A 12,760-nucleotide genomic window follows, 5' to 3' on the forward strand; every position below is an offset into this window, starting at 1 on the left:
CCCAAACGCATTACCTGCTTCTTATACCTGCAACCAGAAGGTAACTGGTCCGTCATTGACCAGCGACACTTTCATATCTGCGCCGAACCTTCCTCGCTGTGTACCGATTTTCTCTTCACAAAGATCAGAAAAATAATCGTACAGACGCTCTGCATCCGCAGGGTGGGCGCCTTTAGAGAAACCTGGTCGCGTTCCTTTTTTTGTATCTGCGGGTAATGTAAATTGAGACACAACCAAAACGCTTCCGTTCACATCTTGTACGTTTAGATTCATTTTTCCCTGATCATCTTCAAAAACTCGGTACGTGAGTACCCGTTCCATCAGGCGTTTTGCTTTGGCTTCGTCGTCTTCTTTTTCGACGCCGAGCAAGATAAGTAACCCTTGATTGATTTCGCCAACCACCTCGCCTTCTACGCGAACGGCGGCTTCACTGACTCTTTGAATTAAGGCGATCATGTATCGCTTCCTTATTGTTCTTCTTTTATTTCAGGCTCACTACTGTACCACATTTCCCGTTCACCGAGGCTCGCGGTCACTTCTGCTCCAACCAGCACAATTAACCAACACAGATAAACCCAGACAAACAAGATAGGAATTGCCGCCAGCGCACCATAAATCAACTGGTATGAAGGGAACTGAGTAATGTACATGGCAAAACCTTTTTTACTCATTTCAAACAGGATAGCAGCCACTAGCGCACCGATTGCCGCATCACGCAGTAGAATTTTTTTGTTGGGCACCAGCATGTAGAGCCCCATGAATGCCAGAAAAGACAGAATAAAAGGCAGCCAGCCAAGCAACATCGAGTACACCGAAGAAATGGTCTCGCTTTCAATTAGGTTTAGCGAGGTCACGTATGAGGTAGCAGCAATGGAGGTGCCAACAAGAATAGGACCAAGTGTCAGTACCATCCAGTACATAGAAAACGAATACACACGGCGACGTTTTTGCTGCACTCGCCAGATGTAGTTAAGGTTTTTATCGATGTTAGAAATCAGCATCAGTGCCGCAACAAACAGGAAACCACCACCAACTGCAGTCATTTTGCCTGTATTGGCAACAAAATCATTGAGCGCCGATTTCACTGCCGCGCCTGCTGCCGGGACAAAGTTGGTAATGACGAACTCCTGGAGCACATCGCCTGCATTGGCAAACACGGGGAACTTGGAAAGCACCGACAGCAGCACCGTCAACATGGGCACCAAAGACAATAACGTGATGTAAGCCATGTAGCCTGCACTGACGGTCAGGCGGTCATGATTCATACGCCCAAGCAAGTAGCGGAAAAAATGTTGAGAATGAACGGCTATCTCGTCGAACTTCAACTTGTATCTCCCTGTTAAGTGTTCCATAGTGCTTTCAATTCTATACGAAAAGGAAATTCAAATGCGTTTTGTTTTTGCTATGGCAATGTCTTTGTTTCTGATGACTGGCTGTGAATCGACCTATTATTCTGCAATGGAAAAGGTGGGTATTCACAAACGGGACATCATGGTTGACCGGGTAGAAGATGCTCAAAGTGCCCAGCAGGAAGCGCAGGAAGAATTTTCCAGTGCGTTAGAAGTGCTCTCTGCACTCACCCAGTTTGACGGTGGCGATCTGGAATCCATGTACGAGAAAATCAACGATAAGTACGAGGACAGCGTGGATGCAGCAGAAACCGTATCCAAACGCATCGGCGCAATAGAAGAGGTTTCAGATGCCCTATTTGAAGAATGGGAGCAGGAACTGGATCTTTACACCAGCAGCAAACTTCGCCGCGACAGTGAGACCAAGTTAAAGCAGACCAAGGCATCATACAAAACCATGCTCCGCGCCATGAAACGCGCAGAGAAGAAAATGACACCCGTACTGAATACTTTGCGTGATAACACACTAAACCTAAAACACAACCTCAATGCCAGTGCCATCGGCTCTCTTCAGGGCGAGTTCATGAGTTTGGAAAAAGACATCGAACTGGCAATCAAGGAAATGAAATCCGCCATTACGGAATCCGATAAGTTCTTGGCGAAACTGAAGTAACGGTTAAGTTCAGACGCGAGCTTAGGTTCAGATAAAAAAAAGGGGCGTGAAGCCCCTTTTTTATATCACTCGCGAGAATTGCTGTTGTCGCGCTTTATCTCTCAGGTACTTGTCGAAACACATGCAGATGTTTCGAATCAATAATCGGCCACGCAGTGTTACACGGATTTCATTGTCATCCACTTCCACTAACTCATCATTGATGAACGTTTGCAGCAGTTCCATGTCTTCTTTGAAATACTGCGTAAAGTTCACATTGAATTCGCTTTCGATAAAGCGCTTGTCCAGTTTGAAATTACAAATCAGCTGTTTGATAACTTCACGGCGAAGCAAGTCGTCCGCATCCAGTGAGACGCCTTTCCACAACGCATGACGCATTTCATTCACCTGAGCGTAGTACTTCTTCAGCTCTTTTTGGTTTTGAGCGTAGCTATCACCAATCATGGAAATCGCAGAAACCCCAAAACCAACCAAATCACATTCACCTTGCGTGGTGTAACCCTGGAAATTACGGTGCAACACGCCATTGCGCTGAGCAACCGCCAGTTCATCGTCTGGCTGTGCGAAGTGATCCATACCAATAAACTGGTAACCAGCGCCGGTTAAGGTCGCGATGGTTTGCTGCAAAATTGCCATTTTCTCCGTTGATTCAGGTAAATCGGCATCTTTGATTTTACGCTGAGCGGCGAAAAGCTGTGGCATGTGGGCGTAGTTAAACACCGACAAACGGCCCGGCTGCATTTTCAGAACCTGTTTTAACGTTTTGGCGAACGTTTCCTGAGTCTGCTTTGGCAAACCATAAATCAGATCCAGATTGGTAGAACGAAAACCCAGCTCTTTGGCGCGTTCGACCATATCGATAATGAACTGCTCGTCCTGCTCACGATTCACCAGTTTCTGAACGTCTTTGTCAAAGTCCTGAACACCGATACTCAAGCGGTTAAAACCTTCGCCTCTCAGGTGATCCAGCATATCCATCTCAATCTCACGCGGATCCACTTCGATGCTGATTTCGGCATCGTTTTCAAAGCGAAATTCCTGGCGTAACAACGCCATTAAACGAGAAATTTGAGGTTTGCTGAGAAAGGTGGGCGTCCCTCCACCAAAGTGCAATTGAGTGACACGACGCTGCTGAAGCAAAGACGCTCTCTGGCGAATTTCGTGCTCCAGAATATCAAGGTAATCATCGGCCTTGTGCTGGTGACGGGTAATGACTTTGTTGCAGCCGCAGTAGTAGCAAAGCTTGTGACAAAAAGGAATGTGCACGTACAGCGACAGCGGGCGCTCTGGGTATTGCGCGCAAGCCATATCAAACTCAGCAATCGTATACGCTTCGTGAAACTCCAACGCGGTTGGATAAGAGGTGTATCTCGGCCCTGAGTAATTGTATTTATCTAATACAGCTTGATCCCAAACAATTTGCTCACTAGACATTTTTGTTGTGCTTCCAGTTAGTGCTTAGGGGCATATTTTGCCATATCACTCTGTCTGTGATGGCATACCCTGATGGATTTAATAATAGAAATGTTCAGAAGTGCTAGTGAGATCACTCGCACCTAAAAGTCATCCCAGATTATGGATCCGGGATGATCTTGATGTCGAAAAGACTAACTAGATGATAGGCGAATTAAGATGCGACCATATTGATGTTGATCTGATTGTTCAGAGGTTTGATCTTTTCTCGAAGCGATTTGAGCTCTTCGATGATGTCGTCAGTCAAACGTGCTTCTGCTTTCTGACGCTCCAGCGTTTGCTGCATACGCTCTTTCTTAGGCAGATTTTGTCTGTCTTCACCACGAGCCATGTCTTTCACAACGTGGTATAGCTCTGCTGTGGCTGGGTACTCTGTGTCTACGTCGATGCGATCTTCGCCCTGTACGTAGTCCAGAATGCAATACACACGAATGCTGATTTCTGCCAGGTCGCACTGACCCTGAATCGCCGCGGCACATAGAGTGTCCACGTTTTCGAAAATATTCGAATTGCGTTTTTCAATCGCCAGCGCCTGATGCTTCGCCTGCAATTCCTTCTGCTTTTTAAGTTGCAGTAAAAGATAGCCTGCGTACGACGCCAGCCCTACGATAATAAGTGCGCCGATGACAGCTAATACGGTTACTGACATAACTTTCTCGCTTATCCTTTCAGGTTATCTAAATCCATATCTTCGAACTGCGAAAGCAGATCGTCGTCGGTTTTCGCTTTAGCTGGTTCATCAACTTGCTCGTCCTGCTCTTCACCTTCAGGCTCCATCAGACCCAGTTGGTTCATCAGTACTTCGATGCGATCCAGTTTCTCATCTACGTATTGCTGCAAGCCTTTACCTAAACTTTCGCCCGCATCAATACGATCAAGAAGCACCATCAATTGCGCGTCATTTTCCAGCATCTCCAATTCTTGCTCTGCTGAAAGGCGACGCTCTTGCTTGGTCGGCTTTTTCACAGGCTCGATGATCAGAGGAATTTTCTTCTTGCTGCCTAAACGCGGGTCGCGCTTCTGGCTATTGCCGGCGCTGTTCGCCTGCGTACCTTCAGAATGGCGGCTGCCCGATTTCAGACCTTTGCGCTTTTTATGCTTTTTGCGCAGACGACCTTCTACATCCGATTCGCTGCGGTTACGGGTAACGATTATTTCCGGTGCACCAGAAGCACCCGGTTTTCTAGATTTCTTTGTACGACTCATTACTGGGTTTCCTCAGTAAAATTACATCATTGCCAATAAATTCGAGTTGGAGTCCGTCCCGTCGCGCTAAATATTGAAACGTAGCCCGACTAAAAAAGATCACATGAGTAAGATCATTTTTATAGTGCCATCCGGCGAAGGCTTCAAGGTTAATCACCATTTTGGTCATCACCCCCAGCCATCCACCTGGTTTGACTAAACTCAACCATTGCTGCCACACGGTATCGGGTTGATACAAATGTTCAATCACTTCGGTGGCAGTCACAAAATCATACGTGTTCTCAAGTACCCTTTTATCAGGGTAGTAATAGATATCGTATAGGGAGACGGTATGCCCGTGCTCTTCTAACATGAGGGATAGTGTTGGACCGGGTCCACAACCAAAATCCAGACCGCTGGACTCAGGGGCGACTCTTTCCAGAATTGGCGTAGACATTCGGCTTAAAAATCGTCGATAGCCTTCATCAGCCGGATCGTTTTCATGCCAGTCATACATCGACTTTTCTTCTTCAGCGGTCAGCCGTTGGGCAGGGTCCACAAACACCAATTCACACTGCAGGCATTGATGATAACGTCGACGACGGTCTTCAAAGTAGTCTTTAGTCTGCGTTGATTCGCAGAGCGGACAAGCGTGCATATTGGGTTCCTCAGTTAGGGATGCGAAACATACCAGAAAGTGAGGTTAGAGTGGAGTTTTATTGAGCACTTTCTGCTTATTCGCGACAAAAAGCGCCAATCCCCTTGGTGAATAACCCAGAGTACCCCCAGAAAGGCGAACTCTAAGGTTATTTGGGTATACAAAAAAGCGGCAGGGAGTCCGCCGCTTTTCTTTTCAAATGCATTGCTCGTTAGTTAGTGCAAGCCACCCACATACTTAGACAAAATTTCAATGTCGTCGTCGGTCAGCTTTTTGGAGATATCACGCATCATGGCATTCATATCGTTATTGCGATCGCCAGAGCGGAATTTAACCAGCTGTCCTTTGATGTAGTCAGCGTGCTGCCCGGAGATTTTAGGAAACCCGGAGAGCTCAGTACCGTTACCTCTAGGGCCATGACAGGCGATACACGCCGTGATGCCACGCTCTAAGTCACCGGCTGCGTAAAGTACGCGACCACGGTCAACGACGTCTTCAGGTGTCGAACTTTCTGCGATAGGGAGGGAAGAAAAGTAAGCAGATAAGTCGGCAATGTCTTCATCAGACAGCGGCACCGCCATGGCACTCATTGCAGGATCATAACGACCTTGCTTACCGCCAGTCTGCCCGCCAAGCTTGAGATCTTTCAACTGCTTCTCAAGATATTTGGCATGCTGACCCGCCAAGTTTGGATTAATCGGAATTAAACTGTTACCGTCTGCGCCATGACAGGCAGAACAAGTGACAGATTTTGCTTTACCAGCTTCAATACTACCTTGGGCCCATACAGAGCAGCTGGCTAATAAACTCAAGATTAGCACTAATTTTTTCATGACATTCCATTATAATTATCAAGCTTCCAGTACCACATGAAGTGGTTGGCTATTTGTTCGCCTAAACGACCTTATGCCGAGCAAGGGTATTTTACACAAATTCACAAAAAAGTAATCAATCGACTACACAAAGACGAGATGGAGTTAACAGTGAGCGCAAAAATTCATTATCAGAACACACATTTTATTACCAGCGCCCCTGACATACGTCACATGCCAGAGGATGTGGGAATAGAAGTTGCGTTTGCTGGTCGCTCTAACGCCGGTAAGTCCAGTGCCTTAAATCGACTGACTAACCAGAAAAGTTTAGCAAAAACCAGTAAAACTCCAGGTCGTACGCAATTAATTAACCTTTTTAAAGTGTACGACAATTGCCACATAGTTGATCTTCCTGGGTACGGATTTGCTCAAGTCCCGTTAGAGATGAAGCAAAAATGGCAGAAATCACTGGGTGAGTACCTGCAACGACGCGAGTCTCTGAAAGGGCTTGTGGTGTTAATGGATATTCGCCATCCCATGAAAGATTTGGATCAACAGCTTATTTACTGGGCGGTAGACTCAGGAATTCCGGTGCAGGTGCTACTGACTAAAGCCGATAAGCTAAAAAGTGGGGCACGAAAGTCCACATTGCTGAAAATTCGAGAAGCTGCATTGGCGTTTGGTGGCGATGTTAAAGTCGACGCATTTTCATCCCTTAAAGGCATTGGCGTAGACCAGTTACGCTCGCGTCTTGATGAGTGGTTTGCCCCAGCACTTATTGAAGAAGTGCTGGAAGAAGACAATGGAGAAGTGCCTGAAGAATAAGGTTTTTCTATACCCTCAGAGACAAAAGTCCCCACCTTTTTGGTGGGGCAACGGGAGAGAAATAGGAGGTATTATTATTATGGTTAAAAAGCATTCATCATCTCCTACAAAAACTCAAGATATTTCTCTACTTTTTTTCAAAACCTTGCCTCCAGACACCTTTTCGCATCAGGGCTTATTTGCATAAACCTACTGTTTTATACCTTCCACGCGCGATTCTCAACCAATCTTCTTTTTTGATAAAAAATATCTTATTGATAACACGGTTTTTTACTACAACGCTCTCCAGAATAAATTCTAAAGTCAGGCACTGAACAGGCTAAGATTTGAGGATTTATTACCAGATCTATCACTTGTCTGGCTGCGGCAGAATGCATTGATTCGCGTAATGAAAAGAAGAGAAAGAACAGACAGAAGAAATAAATGAAGCAAGAAATGAAGATTATTTAGCCAATATGTTGTTTTTATTACAATAAAAAACGCCCCAGTCAAAAACTGACTGGGGCGGCTGAATCAGCCTAATCCAATAACGTGAAACAAAAGGTCTGAAAGATAGAACATCTTACCTCTGTACCCTACGAGAGATAATGTACAACATTTACTCAGAAATGAAAACAATTTTTGTAGTTTTTTTTCATTAACTTTTTGTAAAACTACATTAACACTTTATTTTACACGACTTTATTTAGATCAAAAAAAAGCCAGCATGTGCGCTGGCTCATAGTTATTTGCGTGATTAGAGCAAAAAGTGGCTAGTGGGCTTGATCCCAGTTGTCGCCATGCCCGGCTTCGGCAACCAAAGGCACATTTAGCTCTGCGGCAGATTCCATCAGTTTTTGTACTTTACTTTCAACTTCGGAAAGGACTGACTCCTCAACTTCAAAAACCAGTTCATCGTGCACCTGCATCAGCAGTTTCACTTTGCCCTCGCCTTCTGCCTGAATCCACTCATCGACCAGCAGCATAGCTTTCTTAATGATGTCAGCCGCTGTGCCCTGCATAGGCGCATTGATTGCCGCACGTTCAGCCGCCTTACGACGCATCCCATTTCGCGACTTGATCTCTGGAAGGTGCAGTCGACGACCAAATATGGTCTCTACATAACCTTGCTCAGACGCTGTGCTGCGTGTGTCTTCCATATACTGCATCACACCTGGGTAGCGCTCGAAGTATTTGTCCATGTAACCCTGAGCTTCGCCACGAGGAATACCTAACTGCTTCGCTAAACCAAACGCACTCATACCGTAGATCAAACCGAAGTTAACCGCTTTCGCACGGCGGCGTTGTTCAGTGGTCACATCTTCAATATTCACACCCATAACTTCCGCCGCAGTCGCTGAGTGAATGTCCTTGCCTTGGCTGAACGCGTCTAATAAGGCTTTATCACCAGACAGGTGCGCCATAATACGAAGCTCGATTTGAGAGTAATCGACTGCCAGAATCTTCCAGCCATGCGGCGCAACAAATGCCTGACGAATACGACGACCTTCGTTATTACGAATTGGAATGTTCTGTAGATTTGGATCAGTGGACGATAAGCGACCTGTTGCAGTAACTGCCTGATGATAAGACGTATGCACACGACCTGTAGTCGGGTTAATCATCTTCGGCAGCTTATCGGTGTAAGTCGATTTTAGTTTTGCCAGTCCGCGGTATTCCAGAATCACCTTGGGTAATGGGTAGTCCAATGCGAGATCCTGCAATACTTCTTCATTGGTTGAAGGTGCACCCGATGGCGTTTTCTTCAGTACTGGCAATCCCATCTTTTCAAACAAAATGGCTTGAAGTTGTTTAGGAGAACTCAGGTTGAACTCTTGTTCTGCAATGTCATACGCTTTTTGTTCAAGCTCGTCGAGACGTGCTGCAATTTCTTGAGATTGCGCACCCAGCAACATGTCATCAATGATGACACCAGTGCGTTCAATACGAGAAAGTACGGGAACCAGAGGTACTTCCACATCGTTATAGATGTGGCTAAGTTTTTCGTCCTGCTCGATATTAGCGTAAATACGGTTATGCAAACGCAGTGTGACATCGGCATCTTCTGCGGCATATGGTGACGCTTCCGCCAGATCAATTTGATTGAAGGTGAGCTGGTTTTTGCCTTTACCTGCGATTGATTCGAAGGACATGCAGCTGTGCTGAAGGAATCGCAGCGCCAAACTGTCCATATCGTGCTTGCCGCCTACGCTATTGAAAACATAGGAAGCCAGCATGGTGTCGTGCTTAATGCCACGCAGTTCAATGTCATAACGCGCAAGAATGCTGGCATCGTACTTAAGATTCTGCCCGACTTTAGCTTGATTCGCGTCTTCCAGAATCGGTTTGAGTTGCTCCAGCACCCAATCTCTGTCCAGTTGTTCTGGCGCATCCAGATAGTCATGCGCGACAGGTACATAAGCCGCGACACCTTCTTCGGTCGCAAAAGACAGGCCGACAAGGTTTGCGACCATGTAGTCTAGGCTGTCCGTTTCGGTATCAAACGCAAATAAGTCCGATGCCTTCAGCTTTTCCAACCAGTCATTAAAGCTTTCTTTGGTGAGAACGGTGTCGTATTGGCTGCGATCGACTTTTACTGCACTGGTGTCCACTTCTGCTGCGGTAGTGCCGGATGCCGCATTAGAACTCGCAGATCCGATAGCTTCAACTTCACCAGTGCCGCCCTCTAGCAACTCATTCAGCCAAGATTTAAACACCAGTTGACCGTAAAGCTTGATTAGTTCGTCTTTATTTGGGGTTTCTTTTTTCAGACCTTCCGCTGTGACGTCCAATTCTACATCTAACTTGATGGTTGCCAGCTCGTAAGAAAGATAAGCATTGTCTTTGTTATCAACCAGCTTCTTCGCCATGGTTTTCGAACCACGGAAACCAAGTGGTGCAATGTCGTCGAGATTGCCATAAAGCTTATCTAAACCACCCACACCTTGAAGCAGCGCGGTCGCGGTTTTATCGCCCACTCCAGGTACACCTGGAATGTTATCCACTTTGTCACCCATAAGCGCAAGGTAGTCGATGATCAGCTCTGGTGGGATACCAAACTTGTCCACAACGCCTTCTCTATCCATAACGACGTTGGTCATGGTGTTGATCAGAGTGACATTTTCATCCACTAACTGAGCCATGTCTTTATCACCGGTACTGATCAGCACTGGCATACCCGCTTTTGAAGCCTGAGCGGCAAGCGTACCAATGACATCGTCCGCTTCAACGCCCGGTACACAGATAAGTGGAAGCCCCATGGCTTTGATTACCTCGTACAAAGGCTCAATCTGGCAACGCAGGTCGTCAGGCATTGGAGGGCGGTTGGCTTTGTACTCTGGGTACATATCATCACGGAAGGTTTTGCCTTTTGCATCAAAAACAACCGCGATTCGTTCAGAGCTGAACTGACGCATCATGCTGCGCAGCATGTTCACCACGCCATAAACCGCATTGGTTGGGATATCGCCATTGCTCATGGTGCCGGGGTATGCATGAAATGCCCGGTAAAGATAAGAAGAGCCATCGATGAGAATCAAAGGGTTGTCAGGTATGGTTGCCATAGTCTGCTGTCCAAAATACAGTGCAAAAAATAATGGGCTTAGAATGCCACGACTCGCTTGGGGATGCCATGTTCGCTATACCAAATTTAAGCTGGAGCGCATTTTCTCAACATTCCTAGCCTCCGTAGTTTCGTTGCGCAACAAAACTTGCAACCGCTTGTGGATAACTCTGTTGGTAAAAGTTATCAACAGCTGACTAACAGAGCTAAAAATAGAGTCTTTTTTCATTTTACTTGTTTAATAACAATAAGTTATCACAAAAAAGATCCTCAGATCATGGATCTTATAATGATCATGCCTTGTGGAAAATAATTTGGGAGCAGATAAAGAATCTAAAAAAATCAAAGAAAAAATTTGATGATTTAATCAACAGAAAGTGTAGAAATTTCGAGAAATGTGGTTAATCTGTGAATTTCAGATAAAAGAAAGCGACATCGAATGATGTCGCCTAGCATAAGTGGCCAAAATGATGAAAAATATCACTTTGCCGTAAAGCTAAATTACACTGGAAGCAATGTGAGCAATGTCGTGTCATTCAAGAATCAGTGCAAGTTCGCTTGAAACTGAAATCAATTCCTTTTGAACTGTTCCTCATTCCCTAAGACGACCCCAATAATAATGATTCTCATTTACACGTCAACACCTAAATGAGAAATTTTCTCATTTATTTTTTATAGGTCCTTTAAAAAGTGAATTCTAGAATCCAGATTATTGGAATATTTTTCATACATATCAATGAGATAGCCATTTCTTAGTAGCAATCTAAGCATCGCCGGGAAGGCATTACGAGACTTCACTTTTACCTGTTGATAGCCGTTTTTAGCCACCCAGTCCTCCTGTTCATCCATTAAAAGCTGGGCAATACCACTTTTTCTTCCTGCTGGTGTCACACCGCCAAACCAGCTGTAAAACGTTTTTTCGGTCAATTCATACCCGATTTTAAACCCAAGCAACTGACCCTCTTTTACAGCCACTAAGATCAAATGCGTTTTTCCATCCAACCTATTTCTTAGATTTTCTACGGTTTCTTTCTCTACAAACTCGGGAATGGCATTAGCCACTTCGACACACTCTTCAAGGGTTCCAATTCTGATCTGCATGTATATTCCTCAAACAAAAAAGCTGAACCAATAGGTTCAGCTTATTCAAAAACAATATGCGAGTGATTTACTCTTAAGGCTGAATGCTTTCTTTGGCTTTTGCCCCTTCCTCAGCTAACCACTCGGCTACGTCTTTAGCAAAGTAGGTCAAAATCCCATCCGCGCCCGCACGTTTAAAGCACAACAGGGATTCAAGCACAGTTTCTCGCTCCTTTAGCCAGCCGTTCTGAATCGCGGCTTTGTGCATCGCATACTCACCTGAGACTTGATAAGCAAAAGTCGGCACCTGCAATTCGCTTTTCACACGACGCACCACATCAAGGTATGGCATACCGGGTTTCACCATCACCATATCCGCGCCTTCGTTGATGTCCATTGCGACTTCTTGCAAGGCTTCATCGGTATTGGCTGGGTCCATCTGGTAGTTCTTCTTATCCCCACCTTTCAGGTTAGAAGCAGAACCGACCGCATCACGGAAAGGACCGTAATAGTGAGAAGCATATTTCGCCGAGTAAGCCATGATTTGGGTATGAACATGACCCGCTTCTTCAAGTGCATCGCGAATCGCACCGATTCGACCATCCATCATGTCAGACGGTGCAACCACATCAGCGCCCGCCTCTGCGTGAGACAAAGCTTGCTTGATCAAGACTTCGGTAGTTTCGTCATTCATCACGTAGCCGTCATCATCGATGATGCCGTCTTGCCCGTGCGTTGTGAATGGATCCAGCGCCACATCCGTAATCACACCGATGTTCGGGATGTGTTCTTTCAAAAGCTTAACCGCGCGTTGCACCAGACCATCCGGGTTATAAGCTTCTGTGGCACAAAGGCTTTTCGCGTCTTGCGTTACTACCGGGAATAACGCGATAGCGGGCACCCCTAATTTCGACAGGTATTCCGCCTCTTCCAGCATCAGGTCGATAGACAAACGTTCGATGCCCGGCATGGATTCCACTGGCTCTCGACGGTTTTTGCCCATCAGGATGAACATTGGGTAAATCAAGTCGTTTACCGTGACTTGATTTTCCGCCATCAGTCGGCGGCTGAAGTCATGTTTGCGCATACGTCGCATTCGGCGACCAGGAAATTGACCTTGGATTGAAACAGACACGCTCTTCTCCTTGTCTGGAAAAATTCTGG

Annotated in this window: 12 protein-coding genes; 2 read left to right on the forward strand and 10 right to left on the reverse strand. The window is 45.9% G+C overall.

Annotation, left to right across the window (positions count from 1 at the left end; translation table 11 throughout):
- Positions 1-21: 21 nt before the first annotated feature.
- Together dtd and INR79_RS17320 are read right to left on the reverse strand one after the other, a co-directional pair.
- Complete coding sequence (gene dtd / locus INR79_RS17315) at positions 22-456, reverse strand: D-aminoacyl-tRNA deacylase (RefSeq protein ID WP_004404476.1); 435 nt, start codon at positions 454-456, stop codon at positions 22-24.
- Between the two features lie 11 nt (positions 457-467).
- A complete protein-coding gene (locus INR79_RS17320; protein WP_045967030.1) occupies positions 468-1,352 on the reverse strand; it encodes a virulence factor BrkB family protein in 885 nt (294 codons plus the stop codon).
- Positions 1,353-1,386: 34 nt separating this feature from the next.
- Here INR79_RS17320 and INR79_RS17325 point away from each other — a divergent pair, with 34 nt between their 5' ends.
- The gene (locus INR79_RS17325) at positions 1,387-2,022 is read left to right on the forward strand and encodes a DUF2959 domain-containing protein (protein ID WP_022591514.1); all 636 of its coding nucleotides are present in this window, start codon (positions 1,387-1,389) and stop codon (positions 2,020-2,022) included.
- Between the two features lie 60 nt (positions 2,023-2,082).
- On the opposite strand, the gene hemN is transcribed toward INR79_RS17325, so the two are convergent.
- The 5 genes from hemN to INR79_RS17350 form a co-directional block, all read right to left on the reverse strand.
- A complete protein-coding gene (gene hemN, locus INR79_RS17330) occupies positions 2,083-3,456 on the reverse strand; it encodes an oxygen-independent coproporphyrinogen III oxidase (protein ID WP_223095279.1) in 1,374 nt (457 codons plus the stop codon).
- Between the two features lie 193 nt (positions 3,457-3,649).
- Complete coding sequence (locus INR79_RS17335) at positions 3,650-4,144, reverse strand: DUF2489 domain-containing protein (protein ID WP_223095281.1); 495 nt, start codon at positions 4,142-4,144, stop codon at positions 3,650-3,652.
- Positions 4,145-4,155: 11 nt separating this feature from the next.
- Complete coding sequence (gene yihI / locus INR79_RS17340) at positions 4,156-4,701, reverse strand: Der GTPase-activating protein YihI (protein ID WP_004404963.1); 546 nt, start codon at positions 4,699-4,701, stop codon at positions 4,156-4,158.
- Positions 4,679-5,338, reverse strand: a complete 660-nt coding sequence (locus INR79_RS17345; protein WP_004404962.1) for a class I SAM-dependent methyltransferase — start codon at positions 5,336-5,338, stop codon at positions 4,679-4,681. The genes yihI and INR79_RS17345 overlap by 23 nt, the downstream gene beginning before the upstream one ends.
- Positions 5,339-5,553: 215 nt before the next feature.
- A complete protein-coding gene (locus INR79_RS17350; protein ID WP_004404960.1) occupies positions 5,554-6,171 on the reverse strand; it encodes a c-type cytochrome in 618 nt (205 codons plus the stop codon).
- A gap of 150 nt (positions 6,172-6,321) precedes the next feature.
- Between INR79_RS17350 and yihA the strand changes: the two genes are divergently transcribed.
- Entirely contained in the window at positions 6,322-6,975 is a 654-nt protein-coding gene (gene yihA / locus INR79_RS17355; RefSeq protein ID WP_004404958.1) for a ribosome biogenesis GTP-binding protein YihA/YsxC, read from the forward strand.
- 752 nt (positions 6,976-7,727) lie between these two features.
- On the opposite strand, the gene polA is transcribed toward yihA, so the two are convergent.
- The 3 genes from polA to hemB form a co-directional block, all read right to left on the reverse strand.
- The gene (polA, locus tag INR79_RS17360; RefSeq protein ID WP_223095283.1) at positions 7,728-10,517 is read right to left on the reverse strand and encodes a DNA polymerase I; all 2,790 of its coding nucleotides are present in this window, start codon (positions 10,515-10,517) and stop codon (positions 7,728-7,730) included.
- A 671-nt stretch (positions 10,518-11,188) separates the two neighbouring features.
- The gene (locus tag INR79_RS17365) at positions 11,189-11,617 is read right to left on the reverse strand and encodes a GNAT family N-acetyltransferase (protein ID WP_223095285.1); all 429 of its coding nucleotides are present in this window, start codon (positions 11,615-11,617) and stop codon (positions 11,189-11,191) included.
- A gap of 73 nt (positions 11,618-11,690) precedes the next feature.
- Positions 11,691-12,731 carry a porphobilinogen synthase gene (gene hemB / locus INR79_RS17370; RefSeq protein WP_223095287.1) on the reverse strand — a complete coding sequence of 347 codons (1,041 nt, stop codon included), beginning with the start codon at positions 12,729-12,731 and terminating at the stop codon, positions 11,691-11,693.
- Positions 12,732-12,760: the final 29 nt, after the last annotated feature.

This window comes from Vibrio sp. SCSIO 43132 (assembly GCF_019904195.1).
Classification (GTDB): domain Bacteria; phylum Pseudomonadota; class Gammaproteobacteria; order Enterobacterales; family Vibrionaceae; genus Vibrio; species Vibrio nigripulchritudo.